The following is a 15,490-nucleotide window of genomic DNA, read 5'->3' on the forward strand; positions in this document are numbered from 1 at the left end:
GTATCCCGGCCTGCGGGCCGGGAGTATGTCAGGTAGGGATACCCGGCCATCGTGGCCGGGTCAGTCCATGCGGTAGTTCGGGGCTTCCTTAGTGATCGCCACGTCGTGCACATGGCTCTCGCGCATGCCGGCGGCGGTCACGCGGACGAAATGCGGCTTGGTCCGCATCTCTTCGATGTTGTGTGCGCCGACATAGCCCATGGACGAGCGCAGCCCGCCCATCAGCTGGTAGATGATGGCGACGATCGAGCCCTTGTACGGCACCCGGCCCTCGATCCCCTCGGGCACGAACTTGTCGGCCGAGCTGTTCGGATCCTGGAAGTAGCGATCCGAGGAGCCCTGCTGCATCGCGCCCAAAGAGCCCATGCCGCGATAGATCTTGTAGGAGCGGCCCTGGTACAACTCGACCTCGCCCGGGGCCTCTTCGGTCCCTGCGAACATCGAGCCCAGCATCACGCAATCGGCGCCCGCGGCGATCGCCTTGGCCAGGTCCCCGGAAAAGCGCACGCCCCCGTCGGCGATCATCGGCACACCCGTGCCCTTCAGCGCCTCGGACACATCGGAGATCGCCGTGATCTGCGGCACGCCCACGCCGGCCACGATGCGGGTGGTGCAGATCGAGCCCGGCCCGATTCCGACCTTCACGCCGTCGGCCCCGGCCGCGACCAGCGCCTTGGCAGCATCGGCGGTGGCGATGTTGCCACCGATCACCTGCACGTCCGGGTAGTGCTTCTTTACCCAGGCGACGCGATCCAGCACGCCCTGGGAATGCCCGTGCGCGGTATCCACCACCAGCACGTCCACCCCGGCCTCGACCAGCGCGGCCACGCGCTCATCGGTGCCCTCACCCACACCCACCGCGGCACCCACGCGCAGACGGCCCCGCTCGTCCTTGGAGGCATGCGGGTGCTCGGTGGACTTCTGGATGTCCTTGACCGTGATCATCCCGCGCAGCTGGAAGTCGTCGTTGACGACCAGCACCTTTTCGATCCGGTGCTTGTGCAGCAGCTCCAGCACCAGCTCGCGGTCAGCCCCCTCGGGCACGGTAACCAGGCGCTCGCGCGGGGTCATGATCTCCGAGACCGGGGCGTTCATGCGGGTCTCGAAGCGCAGATCGCGGGAGGTCACGATGCCCATCAGGTCGTTGCCGGAAACGATCGGCACGCCGGAGATGTGATTGGCGTCGGTCAGCGCAACCACGTCGCCGATGCTTGCATCCGGGCCGATGGTGATCGGCTCGCTGATCACACCGCTTTCGTATTTCTTGACCTGCCGGACCTCGGCGGCCTGGGCCTCCGCCGACATGTTCTTGTGCACGATCCCGAGCCCGCCCTCCTGGGCCATCGCGATCGCCAGATTGGCCTCGGTGACCGTGTCCATCGCGGCCGACACCACCGGGGCGGACAGCGTGATCTCGCGGGTAATCCGGGTACTCAGGTCGACATCACGCGGAACGACATTCGAATGCCCCGGGATCAGCAGTACATCATCAAAGGTAAGGGCTTCACCGAGTATCCGCATGCACCACTCCAGGCCAGGCCCGCCGGGACGCAAGGGGGAAAATCCCGGGGGCGGATAAATAGCCGTTCAGTATAGAATTCGGGCCCTTCCGGGACAAGCACAGACACACATGCAAGGGCCGTGCGCAGACGCCCGGACAGCACCCTGATAGGATGCGAATCCATCCCGAGCCCCCTGCCAGGCGAGACCCATGCCCGAGCGCGCGCCTACGGCCCGCATCACCCGACGCACCGCGCTGGCCCTGTTGCTGGCCCCCGGCCTCGGCCTGGCCACTGCGTCCAGCGCTCGCGCCGACTGGTGGCGCTTCGGTCAGGACATGTTCCGCTCGCTGATCACCCGGCCACCGGAATTCGCCGGGTTGTCGACCGCCGAGCTGATCGAGGCGGTGCACGAGGCCCTGGTCATCGCGACCCACGCCGCCTCCGAGACCCTCAGCCGGCGCAACGGCTTCTACGGCAACCCGGACGTGCGCATCCCCCTGCCCGAGGTGCTCGCCACCACACGGCGATCGCTGGGCCGGCTCGGCATGGCCGCGCCGCTGGACACCCTGGAGGAGCGCATGAACCGCGCGGCCGAGGATGCGGTATGGCAGGCCCGGGAACCCTTCATCCGGGCGATCTTCGCGCTCGATCTCGACGATGCCCGCGGCATCCTGCTGGGGCCCGAGGACGCCGCCACCCGCCATCTGGAAACACAGATGCGACCGCGCCTGACTGAGGCCATGCGTCCCGCGATCGAGCACAGCCTGGACGCCGTGGAGGCCATGACGACCCACCGCGAGCTGGAGTCGCGGATGCGCGACATCCCGTTTCTGGCAAACGTCCGCCTGGACCTGGCCGAGCATGTGCTGGACCACACCATGGACGGCCTGTTCCACGCCCTCGCGGAAGAAGAGGCCCGCCTGCGGGTCGACCCCGTCGGGCGCGGCACCGATGTCTTCCAGCGCGTCTTCACCCGTCTGTAACCATCGAGCCCCTCATGAGCGACGCCCCCGTCTTTTCCGTAACCGAGCTCAACCAGTGTGCCGACGGCCTGCTGCGTGACGGGCTTGGCCTCGTGCGCGTGGAGGGCGAGGTATCGAACCTGCGTCAATACGCATCCGGGCACCAGTACTTTTCGCTGAAGGACGAGAACGCCTCGGTGAGCTGCGTGCTGTTCCGCGGGCGCTCCCGCCAGGCCGCCCGCTTTGCCGACGGCGACGCCGTACAGATCCAGGGGCGTGCCGGGATCTACGGCGCCCGCGGGCAGTTCCAGCTGATCGTCGAGGCCCTGCAACCGGCCGGCGAGGGCCGCCTGCTGGCCGCCTTCCAGCGCCTGAAGGAAAAGCTCGCCGCCGAGGGGCTGTTCGACGCCGAGCGCAAGCAGCCACTGCCCGCCTGGACCCACCGCCTGGGCGTGATCACCTCCACCCAGGGCGATGTGCGCCACGACATCGAGCGCACCCTGGCGCGGCGCTTCCCGCTGTTGCTACCGGTCACGCTTTACCCCACCGCGGTGCAGGGTGCCCAGGCCGCCGGCCAGATTGTCGCGGCCCTGGAACAGGCTGCGGCCGAGGGCCGGGTCGACGTGCTCATCCTCGCCCGCGGCGGCGGCTCCCTGGAAGATCTGCAGGCCTTTAACGAGGAGAGCGTCGCGCGCGCCATCGCCGCCTGCCCGATCCCCGTGGTCAGCGGCGTGGGGCACGAGACCGACACCACCATCGCCGATTTCGTCGCCGATCTGCGCGCCTCCACGCCCACCGCCGCGGCGGAGGCTGTCAGCCCGGATGCCGCGACCCTGCGCCACCAGCTAGCGCGGGCCCGCGAACGCCTGAGCGGGCTGCTGGGCCAGCGCGTGGCGCGCCACCAGCAGACCCTGACCGCCCTGCATACGCGCCTGGAACGCCGCCACCCGCGGCAAATGCTGGAACGCGATGCCCAACGCCTGGACGACCAGCGCGAACGCCTGCAGCGCGCGTGGTCGCGCCTCGAGGAACGCGCCCGGGTGCGGTTGCAACACGCCCGGTTGCGTCTGACCGGCGCCTCGCCCGGCACCCGCCTGGCATCCGCCCGCATGCGCCTGGATCACCTGCGCCAGCGCCTGGTGCGGGTACGCCCGGACCACGACATCCTGCAGCGGCGCGAGGCCCTCGCCCGCCTGCAACGCCAACTGCAAACGGCCACCCACCAGGCCCTCGTCGCCCGCCAGCGGCAGCTGGACGCCACCGCGCGCCAGCTGCGTTCACTGGGCCCGGAGGCAGTACTGGAACGCGGCTACGCGATCCTGCAGACCACAGAGGGCGAAGTCCTGCGCGCCGCGGATCAGACCGCCAGCGGCGAACGCGTGCATGCACGTCTGGCACGCGGGCGCCTGGACCTGGAAGTCACCGCCACACACGGCGACAACTGAGCCGCGGTCTCCCGGCCTTTAACCACCGACGGCACACAGACAATCGCGTGTAACAGGAAGACGGGAAGCGCGCGAAGGGGTAAGAAGGAAGTGGGTAGCCTGGGGTCAGCACCTGCAAGGCCATCCCGGCCGCAGCGCGGCGGAGAGCCGGGATGGCCTCCGTCACGCACACCCCCACCAACGTGCCCGCCCCCACCGCCGGGAACCCGGATACCTGGTCAGCACACCCCAAATCCCGTAGGAGCGTGCTTGCACGCGAAGCCCCTGCCCGCGTCAGACTCTGGCAGGGGCTTCGCGTGCAAGCACGCTCCCACAGCTGTGGTTCCACAGACCCACGCAGGACAGCAGCACCCGGCGTCGGTCAGGAGAGCAGGACGAGATTGTCCCGATGGATCAGCTCCGGCTCGAGCAGGTAGCCGAGCTCGGCCTCGATGCGATCGGCACGCTGGCCGCGGATACGCTGAATCTCGCTGGCCGCGTAGTTCGTGAGCCCCCGTGCCACGGCGGTCCCGTCCGGATCCACGCAGGTCACGACCTCGCCGCGGCGAAAATCCCCCTCGACGCTGACCACACCTACCGGTAGCAGGCTGCTCCCCGATTCGCGCAGCACGCGTGCGGCCCCGGCGTCCAGCTGCAACTGCCCGCGCGAGTGCAGCTGGTCCGCCAGCCAGCGCTTGCGCGCCGCCAGCGGTTCGCGGTCCGGCTTTAGCCAGGTGCCCAGTGCTTCGCCCTTCAGCACCCGCCCCATCACCTGCGCCTCGCGTCCGGAGGCAATCACGGTATGCGTGCCGGAACGTGCCGCGCGTTCGGCAGCCAGCAGCTTGGTTGCCATGCCACCCCGGCCCAGGCGACCGAAATCGGCTGCCACATAGCGGTGAAGCCCGGCATCCGAGGCCCGGCCCTCCTGGATCAAGCGGGCATCCGCATGCTTGCGCGGATCGCGATCGAACAGGCCATCCTGGTCGGTCAGGATCAGCAGCAGGTCGGCCACCACCAGGTTGGCCACCAGCGCGGCCAGGGTGTCGTTGTCGCCGAGCCGGATCTCTTCGTAGGCCACGGTGTCGTTCTCGTTGACCACCGGGATCGTGCCCATCTCGAGCAGGGCCAGCATGGTGCTGCGGGCATTCAGGTAGCGCGAGCGGTCGGCGAGGTCGTCGTGGGTCAGCAGGACCTGCGCCGCATGCAGATCGTGGCTGGCGAACTCGCGCTCGTAGGCCTGAACCAGGCCCATCTGCCCGACCGCGGCGGCGGCCTGCACGTGATGCAACTGGTGCGGGCGCTCGGTCATGCCCAGTCGGCGCATGCCTTCGGCCACTGCGCCACTGGAGACCAGGATCACCTCCAGCCCGCGCCGGCGCAGCGCCGCGATCTGGTGCGCCCAGGACTCCAGCGCCGGGCGGTCGAGCCCGGCACCATCGGCGGTGATCAGCGCGCTGCCAATCTTGACGACGACCCGGCGAATGGCGGGGAGCGCCCGTGTGGCAGACGCTGTCACGCGGGGTCCTCCGGCTTGTCCTCCGGCGTCCCCATCGCACCCCGCCGATCGGCCTCGGCCGCCGCCTGCGCGGCCTCCTCGACATGGCGCATCACCGCCTGCAGCAGGGCGTCCACGCCCTCGCCGGTCACCGCGGAGATGGTAAACACCGGATGCGCCTCGCCCTGGTCCGCACGCACGCGCTCGACCAGCGCCGCGAGTTCGTCGGAATCCAGCAGCTCCTTCTTGTTCAGCACGATCCAGCGCGGAAGGGCCGCCAGCTTGTCGCTGTGGTGCTCCAGTTCGGTGATCGCGGTGCGCAGGTCCACCAGCGGATCGGCCTCCGGGTCCGGCGGGGACACGTCCACCACGTGCAGCAGCAAGCGGGTGCGGGCCAGATGCTTGAGGAAACGCGTACCCAGACCCGCGCCCTCGGCCGCGCCCTCGATCAGCCCGGGGATGTCGGCGATCACGAAGCTCTGGTTGACCCCGATGCGCACCACGCCCAGTTGCGGGATCAGGGTGGTGAACGGGTAGTCGGCGATCTTCGGGCGCGCGGCCGAGGCCCGCGCCAGCAGCGTGGACTTGCCGGCATTCGGCAGGCCCAGCAAACCGACGTCGGCCAGCACCATCAGCTCCAGCGACAACTTGCGCAGGTCGCCCGGGGTGCCCGGCTTGCTCTGACGGGGCGCCTGGTTGGTGGAGGACTTGTACCGGGTATTGCCGAGGCCGTGGAAACCACCCTGAGCGACCAGCAGACGCTGACCCTCGTGGGTCACATCACCCAGGATCTCGTCGGTCTCGGCATCGCGCACCTGAGTGCCGATCGGCACTGCGATCTCCAGATCCTCGCCGGAAGATCCCGTACGATTGCGCCCCTTGCCGTTCTCGCCACGCTCGGCATCAAACCGGCGCTGGTAGCGAAAATCAGCCAGGGTGTTAAGGCCTTCGTCGCCCACCAGCCATACGGAGCCGCCATCTCCGCCGTCACCCCCGTCGGGCCCGCCAAAGGGGATGTATTTCTCGCGGCGGAAGCTGACACAGCCATTCCCGCCGTCGCCGGCCTTTACGGTAATGGTGGCCTCGTCGATGAACTTCATTGCTTGCTTCCCGAAGTACAGAACAAAAAAAGCCCCGTCGAACGGGGCTTTTCGCGAACGCTTCGCTGTCCGGCCGGCTTACTGCTGCGGCTGGATGCTCACGAAACGACGGTTGTGCGGACCGCCCACCTTGAAGACGACCTGGCCGTCAACCTTGGCGAACAGCGTATGATCCTTGCCACAACCCACGCCCTCGCCGGGATGATACTGCGTCCCGCGCTGACGAACGAGGATGTTGCCGGCGCGCACGACCTGACCGCCAAAGCGCTTCACGCCCAGGCGTTTGCTCTCGGAATCGCGCCCGTTGCGGGTACTGCCGCCTGCCTTTTTATGTGCCATGGTTCAGCTCTCCTGAATGCCTGCGGCGATCAGCCGGCGATGCCGGTGATGCGCACGGTGGTGTAATGCTGGCGGTGTCCCATCTGCTTCTGGGAGTGCTTGCGCCGCCGGAATTTCATGATGTGGATCTTCTTGGCGCGGCCATGGTCTTCGACCTTGGCGGTGACCTTGCCACCGTCCACCAGCGGGGCCCCGACGCGGACATCGTCACCCGCACCGACCATCAGCACCTGGTCGAACTCGACCTCGGAACCGGCCTCGGCCTCGAGCTTCTCGATGCGAATCACGTCGCCTTCGGCGACGCGGTACTGTTTACCACCTGTTGCGATGATCGCGTACATTTCCCTGGGACTCCGTTGCGATACCTTGTGTGGACCAGCTGACTGGGAGCTGGTCTCGCGAAAGGGCGGAAATGCTAGCAGCGCTTCTCGCCCGGGTCAATGCCGGGAAGCGGCCAGGCCGCGGGAACGCTCATGGACGGGCACACGCGAACACCCCGTTTTTCGATCCGGGGCGCGCGACAACGGCCCTTGACCCACCCTGCCCGCAAACCGCTCCGACGCGCGCCCGAACTTGTACATTAGGCAGCGTTTCCCTAGCATGCCTTCGCCCCTCACGACCACCTCACATGAGCCTGCTTGCCTACCCCCATGCCCATTGAAGCAATCCGAGAACTGGCGGCCGACGACATGCAGGCCGTCGACCAGTGCATCCGCGAGCGCCTTAGCTCGCCGGTGGTGCTGATCAACCAGCTCGGACACTACATCATCCATTCGGGCGGCAAGCGCCTGCGACCGCTGCTGGCCACCCTGTCAGCGCGGGCCTGCCATGTGCAGGGCCAGGATCCGGTGACCCTGGCGGCGGTGGTGGAGTTCATCCATACCGCGACCCTGCTGCACGACGATGTGGTGGATGCCTCCGAACTGCGCCGCGGCAACGAGACCGCCAACCACATCTTCGGCAACGAGGCCGCCGTCCTGGTCGGTGACTTCCTCTACTCGCGCGCGTTCGAGATGATGGTCGAAGTCGGCTCCATGCGGGTCATGGAGATCCTCTCCCACGCGACCAACGTGATCGCCGAGGGCGAGGTAATGCAGCTGATGAACTGCCACGACGCCGACGTCGACGAGCAGCGTTACATGCACGTGATCCAGTCGAAGACCGCCAAGCTGTTCGAGGCCGCCTGCCAGCTGGGCGCCATCCTGGGCGAACGCCCGGAACACGACGAGCAGGCGCTGGCCCGCTACGGCATGCACCTGGGCACCGCCTTCCAGCTGATCGACGACGTCCTGGACTACTCCTCCGATGACGAGGTGACCGGCAAGCGCATGGGCGACGACCTCGCCGAGGGCAAGCCCACGCTGCCGCTAATCCATGCGCTGCGCGTGGGCTCCCCCGATCAGCAGGCCGTCGTGCGCCGGGCGATCGAAGAAGGCGGCCGCGATCAGGTCGACGCCGTGCTGCAGGCCGTACACGGAACCGACGGCCTGGCCTACACCCGCTCTCGCGCCGAGGCCGAAACCGACGCCGCGATCGAGGCAATCTCCACGTTGCCCGATTCGCCCCAGCGTCAGGCCCTGATCGATCTCGCCCGTTTCGCCGTCGGGCGCAACCACTGACGCGGCGCGACCCACGCCGCATGGCGGGTCGACCGTTACCGATAGGATTTTCAGCGCCCGGGGCATGGACACGCCCCGGGAGGCTCGGCATAATAGCGGGCTCGGTTCGGAGTGTAGCTCAGCTTGGTAGAGCACTGCCTTCGGGAGGCAGGGGTCGAAGGTTCGAATCCTTTCACTCCGACCAACCTTCTTCTTGACCCTGGTCTTCCGGCCTGTGGCCCGATTCAAGCGGCCCATCCGGAAGCGGCCAGATCCCGATCACGTTCAGGCCCTGCGGACACGTCCATGACCGCCAATACCCCGGCCGTTCGCGGCACCCTCTATATCGTTTCCGCGCCCTCGGGTGCCGGCAAGACCAGCCTGGTCGCCGCCCTGCTTGAATCGGTGACGGCGGTGGAGGTCTCGGTTTCGCATACCACACGGACGCCGCGCGCCAGCGAGGTCGACGGACAGCACTACCACTTCGTCAGCGCCGAGACCTTCCTCGGGATGATCGAGGACGGCCAGCTGCTGGAACACGCCAAGGTGTTCGACAACTTCTACGGCACCGCGCTCGCCAGTGTCGACGAACGCCTGGACGCCGGCGTGGACGTGATCCTGGAGATCGACTGGCAGGGCGCGCGTCAGGTGCGCGCCGCCGTGCCGGATGCGCATTCCATCTTCATCCTGCCGCCCTCGCGCGACGAGCTGGAACGCCGCCTGCGCGGCCGCGGGCAGGACGAGGAAGACGTGATCCAGCGCCGTCTGCGGGATGCCGAATCCGACTGCACGCATTTCCGCGAGTACGACTACACCGTGGTCAATGCCGACTTCGACCAGGCCGTGCGCGATCTGGCCTGTATCTTCCGTGCCAACCGCCTGCGCACCGTGGAACAGGAGATCCGATCCGCATCCACGATCGGGAATCTGTTGGCGGGCGCGCATGGGTCGGCGTAACATGCAAGTTTCAAGAATTTACTGACCGGAGTATCCGATGGCACGCGTCACCGTCGAGGACTGCCTCGAAAATGTCGAAAACCGTTTCCAGCTGGTGCTGATGGCTGCCCGCCGGGCCCGCCACATTGCCCACGGGAAGGAAGCCCGCGTACCCGAGGACAACGACAAGCCCACGGTGATCGCCCTGCGCGAAATCGCCGCCGGCGTGGTGGGTATCGAGGTGTTCGACGAACACGACGAACGGCCCCAGAACCAGATGCTGGACTTCAGCACCATCCGTCATCTGGAACAGCTGGAAGCCGACGAGCGCTAGGAGATTTTCTGAATGGCCGCTGGGCAGCCAGCTTCGCCCGGGGCCCCCTCCTCGGTACCGGGCGACTCGACCCGATTCCTGATCAGCGATTTATGTTCCGAGCTCGAGTCCTACCTCGAGCCGGAAGAGGTCGAGGAGGTCTATCGCGCCTATCTCCTGGGCGCGGAATCGCACGAGGGCCAGACCCGCAAGACCGGGGAGCCCTACATCTATCACCCGCTCGCCGTGGCTCGCACCATGGCCGAGATGCGGATGGACCACCAGGCGATCAGCGCCGCCATCCTGCATGACGTGATGGAGGACACCGCCACCAGCAAGGACCGTATCCGCGCCGAGTTCGGCGAGGAGGTCGCAGAGCTGGTGGACGGCGTGTCCAAGCTGACCCACCTGCAGTTCCAGTCCAAGGCCGAGGCGCAGGCGGAAAACTTCCGCAAGATGATGCTGGCGATCACCCGCGACATCCGGGTGATTCTGATCAAGCTGGCCGACCGCCTGCACAACATGCGCACCCTCGGTGTGATGCGCCCGGACAAGCGCCGCCGCATCGCCAAGGAAACCCTCGAGATCTATGCCCCGATCGCGCAGCGCCTGGGCATGAATGCCATGCGCCGCGAGCTGGAGGAACTCGGTTTCTCGGCCAAGCACCCCTGGCGCGCCGCGGTACTGGAACGCGCAGTACACCGGGCCGGCGGCAACCGCCGCGAGCCGATGAAGAACATCGAACAGGCGATCTGCTCGCGCATGGAGGCTTCCGGGATCATCGGGCGCATCTCCGGGCGCGAGAAGAGCCTGTACAGCATCTACCGCAAGATGCGCGACAAGCACCACTCGTTCGAAGACGTGTTCGACGTCTTTGCCATCCGTATCATCGTCGACGACGTGGACACCTGCTACCGCTCCCTCGGCGTGGTGCACAACCTCTACAAGCCGGTGCCGGGACGCTTCAAGGACTACATCGCGATCCCCAAGTCCAACGGCTACCAGTCGCTGCACACCATCCTGTTCGGCCCGCAGGGCGCCCCGATCGAGGTGCAAGTCCGCTCCACCGAGATGGATCGCGTGGCCGAGAGCGGGATCGCCGCACACTGGCAGTACAAGGCCGGCAGCGAATCCAGTCGCACGGCCCAGAGCCGGGCACGCGAATGGCTGAAGGATGTCCTCGAGATCCAGAACAGCGTTGGCAACTCCATCGAGTTCCTGGAGAACGTCAAGGTCGACCTGTTCCCCGACGAGGTCTACACCTTCACCCCCGAGGGCGACATCCTTGTGCTCCCGCGCGACGCCACACCGATCGACTTCGCCTACGCCGTACACTCGGACGTCGGCAACCGCTGCGTGGCCGCCAAGATCGATCGCCAGCTCGCCCCGCTGTCGGTACGCCTGCAAAGCGGCCAGACGGTGGAGATCGTCACCTCGCCCGGCGCCCGCCCCAACCCGGCCTGGCTGTCCTTCGTGGTCACCGGCAAGGCGCGCACCGGCATCCGCCACTGCCTCAAGTCCATGCAGTCCGAGGAGGCCCGCACCCTCGGCGAGCGCATGCTGGAAAAGGCGCTGGAATCCATGGATACCAGCCTGCCCCGCATCTCGCCGGCCCGCCTGGACCAGATGCTGGACGCGATGCAGCTGGAAGACCTGGACGCGCTGTTGATCGATATCGGCCTGGGCAATCGCATGGCCTCGCTGGTGGCCCGCCAGATGGTCGGCAAGGAAAGCCCCGACCCGACCGCCACAGAGCCCGCCACTACGACCACGCTCGCGGTCAACGGCACCGAAGGGCTGGTGCTGAATTACGCCCGTTGCTGCCACCCGATCCCGGGCGACCCGATCATTGGCCAGTTGAGCGCCGGGCGCGGCCTGGTGGTCCACCGCGAGAACTGCCGCAACGTCCTGCACGAGAGCCGCGACCGGTCCGACCGCACCATCGCGCTGGAGTGGTCGCATGAGCCCCAGCTGCAATTCACCGCCGCCGTACGCACCCGCACCGCCAACCGCCGCGGGGCGCTGGCCGACATGGCCGCGGTCATCGCGGATCACGGCTCCAACATCGAGCACATCTCGTTCAACGAGCAGGACGGCCACTCCACCGCGATGACCTTCCTGCTGACCGTACGTGACCGCCAGCACCTGGCCCAGATCATGCGCGGCCTGCGGCGGCTGTCCGACGTCCTGCGCATCTCGCGCCAGCGCGGCTGACACGCAACGCCCCCGCTGATCCGCCACCCGGCGGGCGGGCTTCTTGCAGGCGCCCCGTGCGCAACGGAAGATCGAGGCATGATCGCCGACATCCTCAACGAAACACTAAGCGTCGCGCTCACCGCGGCGCCCTGGTTGTTGCTGGGTCTGCTGGCCGCCGGCGCGGTCAAGGCCCTGATCCCGGAGGCCGCCCTGCAGCGCTGGCTCGGCGGCGCCGGCCTGGCGGCCACGGCGCGTGCCGCCGTCGTCGGGGCCCCGTTGCCGCTTTGTTCCTGCGGGGCCATCCCCACCGCCCTGGCCCTGCATCGCGGCGGTGCCGGACGCGGGCCCACCACCGCCTTCCTGATCGGAACGCCGGGTGTCGGCGTGGACTCGCTTGCCATCAGCTACGCCCTGCTGGGCCCGGTAATGGCCGTGGCCCGCGCCCTTGGCGCCATCGTCACGGCCATCACGACAGGTTTACTGGTGGGGCGCACGCGCGCCGCGACGGACCACCCGGAGGCGACCGGGGCCGAACCCGACACCTGCGGCGGATGTTGCGCGAACGACACGGACTGCGCCACGCCCGAAGCCCCAAAACGCCTCTCCGCACGGCTCCGCAGCGAACTGCACTACGCCTTCCACGACGTCCTCGACGATATCCGCCTGTGGCTGGTGATCGGCCTGCTCGTCGCCGGCGCCCTGCTCGCCCTGGTCCCGCCGGCCACTCTGGCCGCCTGGGGCTCGGGCCTGCCGGCGATGCTGGTGATGGCCGTCATCGGCATCCCGATGTACCTGTGCGCGACCGCCGCCACCCCCATCGCCGTGGGCCTGATCGCGGCCGGCGTTTCGCCCGGCACCGTGCTGGTGTTCCTGCTGGCCGCGCCGATCACCAGCCTGGCGACGCTGGGCGTGTTCCGCCGCGAACTCGGCACCCCGGCGCTAGTGCTCTACCTGGCCGGAATCGCAGCCACCACCATCGCGCTGGGACTCGCCCTGGACGCCGGACTGGCCCGTACCGGGGTCGACATCACAACCCAGATGGGCGCCGCCGGCGAGTTGCTGCCCGCCTGGCTCGAGTGGAGCACCCTGGTCATCCTGATCGTCCTGGCCACACCGGTCCTGCGCCGGTGGCTGGACCGCCTGATCCCTCACCCACAGCCGCGGAGCGCGTAAATGTCCAATCGTTCCATCGGACTCGATGAACCGCTGTACCGCTACCTCCTGGAGCACTCGCTACGCGAGCCCGACGTACTGGCGCAGCTGCGCGCCGAAACGGCCGGCCTGCCGGAGGCGAACATGCAGATCGCCCCGGAGCAGGGACAGTTCATGGCGCTGCTGGCGAAGCTCATGGGCGCACAGCGCTATCTGGAGATCGGCACCTTCACCGGCTACAGCGCGCTGGCCATCGCCCTCGTCCTGCCAGAGGACGGCGAGGTCGTCACCCTGGACAACAGCGCGGACTGGACCGCCACGGCCCGGCGCTACTGGGAGCGCGCCGGGGTCGCCGGACGCATCCGGCTCGAGCTGGGCGAGGCGCGCAACACGCTGCAGGCGCTGGAGGCCGCCGGCGAGACCGGTCGCTTCGATCTGGCCTTCATCGATGCCGACAAGACCGGCTACCCCGACTATTTCGAACACTGCCTGCGCCTGGTACGCCCCGGCGGCCTGATCCTGATCGACAACACCCTGTGGCACGGTACCGTCGCCGACCCGGACGACCAGCGCGACGACACCCGCGCGATCCGCGCCTTCAACGACGCCCTGCATCCCGACGAACGCATCGACCTCTCGCTGGCCCCCATCGGCGACGGCCTGACCCTGGCCCGCCGCCGCTGAAGCAGAGGCTGCTCTGGATTCACCACAAAGCCTCCGGAGCGCATCGAGAAGGACCAGGTCAAGGGCGAATCCTCCACGAAGCCTTTACAGGCAAAGGCCGCTGTCGCCAAGGCCACGGCGGCATATGGCACGGCGCTCCACCGACTGCACCACCCAGCCCGCCTCGACCTCGTCCAGCTCCAGGCGGAATTCGTAGGCACTGACGGCATCGTCGCGCAACCCGGTCAGGCGGACCTCGGCGCGCTCCGGACGCGGCTGGTCGATCTCCAGCCCGGCGTAGTCAACCGCCAGTCCAGAATGCCAGGGGCTGGCCGCCAGCCACGCCATCACCGCGGCACCGGGCATCACCGTGGGCGCCTGCGAAGGCACCACCTGCGCCTCGAAGGCGGTAGGCGCCGGCTCCCAGCCGTCCGGCGCAGTGCCCGCTTTCGGGGCCGAAGCGGACGTGGCACAGCCCGCCAGCAGTACCGTCAGACACCCCCATGCAACCCGCCATCCCCATCGCATCCCGTGGTTCCTCTCGCAAAAATTTCCTTGCGCTCGAACATACCGGACCACCAAACGTCCTACCATGGCAGAAAGACCAGATCAGTCCGCCGCCCTGCGCGGACCGGGAGGAAGACACCATGAAACTGTTCAAGCTGCGCCACATCCTGATGACGAGCCTTTGCGCCCTGTTGCTGGCCGCAAGCCCGCTCCACTCCGACGAGCATGCGTCGGCCGCAGAGGACGACACCACCGCCAGCGAGATGGAAGAACTGCGCGAATCCTGGGCCGAGACCCGCGAGGAGATCCAGGAAGAAAGCACCGAGGCCGGTGAGGCCACCCGCTCGCGCACCCGCGAGACCCTGGACGCGATGGACCGCGAACTCGGCCGCCTGGGCGACAACCTCCGCGAGGGCTGGGATGACCTGAGCGACGCGACTCGCGAGCGCCGCGAACGCGCCTACGACGGACTGGTCGAGGAACGTGACCACCTGGCCGAATGGTCGAGCGAGATGCGCGAGCGCTCCTCCGGCGCCTGGGGCGGTATTCGCGACGGGGCAAAGGACGCCTGGGGCGGCGTGCGCGACGGCTCGCGCAAGGCCTGGGGCTCGGTGCGTGACGCCTTCCGCGGCGACGACGAACCGGCCGGGAATGCGGGCGAGCCGGACGTTCAGGACTGATGCGGCGACACCCATCGCTCACCCCCTGGATCGGCAGCGCGGCGCTGATCCTCGCATCCGCCAGCCTGACCGGTTGCGACGGGTTCGGCGGCGCGTCCGGGACCCCCGACCACCTGGAGCGCACCACCGACCCGGAGGTCCTCCAGCGCGGTGAGCGCCTCTACCAGCAGCACTGCATCGCCTGCCACGGGGCGCAGCGCGAGGGCGCCGAGGACTGGCGCCAGCGCAACCCCGACGGCACCCTGCCCCCGCCGCCGCTGGATGGCAGCGCCCATACCTGGCACCACCCGTACTGGCAACTGAAGGACATGATCCGTTTTGGCGCCGAGGCGCGTGGCGGCGCCATGCCCAGCTTCGAGGACACACTCTCGGAGGCGGATGCCGAGGCGATCATCGCCTGGCTGCAGTCGCACTGGCCGGACGAGATCTTCGAGGCCTGGACACGCTACGACCGCAACCACCCCACCCAGGCCGACTGGGAAGAGGCCATGGGCGAACCCTGGGTGACCCACCCCGACGGCTAACCCGACGCCGAGCCATACGCACACCGCCGCGCAGCCCCGATACAATGCACACGGAATGAGTCGGCCTGTACCGGCGTCATTCGAATGAGACGCTGCGCG

At 68.1% G+C, this 15,490-nt stretch carries 16 protein-coding genes and 1 tRNA gene; 11 read left to right on the forward strand and 6 right to left on the reverse strand.

Annotated features, from left to right (window positions below):
* Nucleotides 1-60: 60 nt before the first annotated feature.
* The gene (gene guaB, locus D573_RS0106435) at nucleotides 61-1,521 is read right to left on the reverse strand and encodes an IMP dehydrogenase (protein ID WP_018650432.1); all 1,461 of its coding nucleotides are present in this window, start codon (nucleotides 1,519-1,521) and stop codon (nucleotides 61-63) included.
* A 190-nt stretch (nucleotides 1,522-1,711) separates the two neighbouring features.
* On the opposite strand from guaB, the gene D573_RS0106440 reads away from it, so the two are divergent.
* Both D573_RS0106440 and xseA read left to right on the forward strand, forming a co-directional pair.
* Entirely contained in the window at nucleotides 1,712-2,485 is a 774-nt protein-coding gene (locus tag D573_RS0106440) for a DUF4197 domain-containing protein (protein WP_018167972.1), read from the forward strand.
* Between the two features lie 14 nt (nucleotides 2,486-2,499).
* Entirely contained in the window at nucleotides 2,500-3,909 is a 1,410-nt protein-coding gene (gene xseA / locus D573_RS0106445) for an exodeoxyribonuclease VII large subunit (RefSeq protein ID WP_018937991.1), read from the forward strand.
* Between the two features lie 361 nt (nucleotides 3,910-4,270).
* Here the strand turns inward: xseA and proB are convergent, their stop codons facing one another.
* From proB to rplU, 4 genes are all read right to left on the reverse strand, one after another.
* A complete protein-coding gene (gene proB / locus D573_RS0106450; RefSeq protein ID WP_018176510.1) occupies nucleotides 4,271-5,404 on the reverse strand; it encodes a glutamate 5-kinase in 1,134 nt (377 codons plus the stop codon).
* Nucleotides 5,401-6,483: an Obg family GTPase CgtA gene (gene cgtA, locus D573_RS0106455; RefSeq protein WP_018937992.1), complete on the reverse strand. Its 1,083-nt coding sequence runs from the start codon at nucleotides 6,481-6,483 to the stop codon at nucleotides 5,401-5,403. The genes proB and cgtA overlap by 4 nt, the downstream gene beginning before the upstream one ends.
* A gap of 78 nt (nucleotides 6,484-6,561) precedes the next feature.
* Complete coding sequence (gene rpmA, locus D573_RS0106460; protein ID WP_017941884.1) at nucleotides 6,562-6,822, reverse strand: 50S ribosomal protein L27; 261 nt, start codon at nucleotides 6,820-6,822, stop codon at nucleotides 6,562-6,564.
* Nucleotides 6,823-6,851: 29 nt separating this feature from the next.
* Nucleotides 6,852-7,163, reverse strand: a complete 312-nt coding sequence (gene rplU, locus D573_RS0106465) for a 50S ribosomal protein L21 (RefSeq protein WP_018146302.1) — start codon at nucleotides 7,161-7,163, stop codon at nucleotides 6,852-6,854.
* Nucleotides 7,164-7,472: 309 nt separating this feature from the next.
* Between rplU and ispB the strand changes: the two genes are divergently transcribed.
* The 7 genes from ispB to D573_RS0106500 all read left to right on the forward strand — a co-directional run bounded on the left by ispB (nucleotide 7,473) and on the right by D573_RS0106500 (nucleotide 13,701).
* Nucleotides 7,473-8,441 (forward strand): octaprenyl diphosphate synthase, encoded by a 969-nt coding sequence (gene ispB, locus D573_RS0106470; protein ID WP_018176512.1) that lies wholly within the window; start codon nucleotides 7,473-7,475, stop codon nucleotides 8,439-8,441.
* A gap of 107 nt (nucleotides 8,442-8,548) precedes the next feature.
* Nucleotides 8,549-8,625 (forward strand) — tRNA-Pro (locus tag D573_RS0106475).
* A 101-nt stretch (nucleotides 8,626-8,726) separates the two neighbouring features.
* On the forward strand, nucleotides 8,727-9,377 hold the full coding sequence (gmk, locus tag D573_RS0106480; RefSeq protein WP_018146304.1) for a guanylate kinase: 651 nt from the start codon (nucleotides 8,727-8,729) through the stop codon (nucleotides 9,375-9,377).
* A gap of 37 nt (nucleotides 9,378-9,414) precedes the next feature.
* Nucleotides 9,415-9,690 (forward strand): DNA-directed RNA polymerase subunit omega, encoded by a 276-nt coding sequence (gene rpoZ / locus D573_RS0106485; RefSeq protein WP_018146305.1) that lies wholly within the window; start codon nucleotides 9,415-9,417, stop codon nucleotides 9,688-9,690.
* A gap of 12 nt (nucleotides 9,691-9,702) precedes the next feature.
* Nucleotides 9,703-11,883: a bifunctional GTP diphosphokinase/guanosine-3',5'-bis pyrophosphate 3'-pyrophosphohydrolase gene (spoT, locus tag D573_RS0106490; protein WP_018146306.1), complete on the forward strand. Its 2,181-nt coding sequence runs from the start codon at nucleotides 9,703-9,705 to the stop codon at nucleotides 11,881-11,883.
* A gap of 78 nt (nucleotides 11,884-11,961) precedes the next feature.
* A complete protein-coding gene (locus tag D573_RS0106495; protein ID WP_018937993.1) occupies nucleotides 11,962-13,038 on the forward strand; it encodes an SO_0444 family Cu/Zn efflux transporter in 1,077 nt (358 codons plus the stop codon).
* Nucleotides 13,039-13,701: a class I SAM-dependent methyltransferase gene (locus D573_RS0106500; protein WP_018937994.1), complete on the forward strand. Its 663-nt coding sequence runs from the start codon at nucleotides 13,039-13,041 to the stop codon at nucleotides 13,699-13,701.
* An 84-nt stretch (nucleotides 13,702-13,785) separates the two neighbouring features.
* On the opposite strand, the gene D573_RS14960 is transcribed toward D573_RS0106500, so the two are convergent.
* Complete coding sequence (locus D573_RS14960; RefSeq protein ID WP_369772870.1) at nucleotides 13,786-14,208, reverse strand: hypothetical protein; 423 nt, start codon at nucleotides 14,206-14,208, stop codon at nucleotides 13,786-13,788.
* A gap of 119 nt (nucleotides 14,209-14,327) precedes the next feature.
* Here D573_RS14960 and D573_RS0106510 point away from each other — a divergent pair, with 119 nt between their 5' ends.
* Together D573_RS0106510 and D573_RS0106515 are read left to right on the forward strand one after the other, a co-directional pair.
* Nucleotides 14,328-14,867: a hypothetical protein gene (locus tag D573_RS0106510; RefSeq protein WP_018937995.1), complete on the forward strand. Its 540-nt coding sequence runs from the start codon at nucleotides 14,328-14,330 to the stop codon at nucleotides 14,865-14,867.
* Nucleotides 14,867-15,391 (forward strand): cytochrome c, encoded by a 525-nt coding sequence (locus D573_RS0106515; protein ID WP_018937996.1) that lies wholly within the window; start codon nucleotides 14,867-14,869, stop codon nucleotides 15,389-15,391. Before D573_RS0106510 ends, D573_RS0106515 begins: the two co-directional genes overlap by 1 nt.
* The last annotated feature ends 99 nt before the right edge of the window (nucleotides 15,392-15,490 follow it).

The sequence above is a fragment of the Thioalkalivibrio sp. AKL9 genome, from assembly GCF_000377825.1.
Taxonomy (GTDB): domain Bacteria; phylum Pseudomonadota; class Gammaproteobacteria; order Ectothiorhodospirales; family Ectothiorhodospiraceae; genus Thioalkalivibrio; species Thioalkalivibrio versutus.

Coding starts and splice junctions, on each gene's coding strand:
- D573_RS0106440 (WP_018167972.1), top strand. CDS start 1,712: ATGCCCGAGCGCGCGCCTACGGCCCGCATCACCCGACGCACCGCGCTG.
- D573_RS0106510 (WP_018937995.1), top strand. CDS start 14,328: ATGAAACTGTTCAAGCTGCGCCACATCCTGATGACGAGCCTTTGCGCC.
- D573_RS0106500 (WP_018937994.1), top strand. CDS start 13,039: ATGTCCAATCGTTCCATCGGACTCGATGAACCGCTGTACCGCTACCTC.
- xseA (WP_018937991.1), top strand. CDS start 2,500: ATGAGCGACGCCCCCGTCTTTTCCGTAACCGAGCTCAACCAGTGTGCC.
- rpoZ (WP_018146305.1), top strand. CDS start 9,415: ATGGCACGCGTCACCGTCGAGGACTGCCTCGAAAATGTCGAAAACCGT.
- cgtA (WP_018937992.1), bottom strand. CDS start 6,483: ATGAAGTTCATCGACGAGGCCACCATTACCGTAAAGGCCGGCGACGGC.
- D573_RS0106495 (WP_018937993.1), top strand. CDS start 11,962: ATGATCGCCGACATCCTCAACGAAACACTAAGCGTCGCGCTCACCGCG.
- ispB (WP_018176512.1), top strand. CDS start 7,473: ATGCCCATTGAAGCAATCCGAGAACTGGCGGCCGACGACATGCAGGCC.
- gmk (WP_018146304.1), top strand. CDS start 8,727: ATGACCGCCAATACCCCGGCCGTTCGCGGCACCCTCTATATCGTTTCC.
- D573_RS14960 (WP_369772870.1), bottom strand. CDS start 14,208: ATGCGATGGGGATGGCGGGTTGCATGGGGGTGTCTGACGGTACTGCTG.
- guaB (WP_018650432.1), bottom strand. CDS start 1,521: ATGCGGATACTCGGTGAAGCCCTTACCTTTGATGATGTACTGCTGATC.
- spoT (WP_018146306.1), top strand. CDS start 9,703: ATGGCCGCTGGGCAGCCAGCTTCGCCCGGGGCCCCCTCCTCGGTACCG.
- rplU (WP_018146302.1), bottom strand. CDS start 7,163: ATGTACGCGATCATCGCAACAGGTGGTAAACAGTACCGCGTCGCCGAA.
- rpmA (WP_017941884.1), bottom strand. CDS start 6,822: ATGGCACATAAAAAGGCAGGCGGCAGTACCCGCAACGGGCGCGATTCC.
- D573_RS0106515 (WP_018937996.1), top strand. CDS start 14,867: ATGCGGCGACACCCATCGCTCACCCCCTGGATCGGCAGCGCGGCGCTG.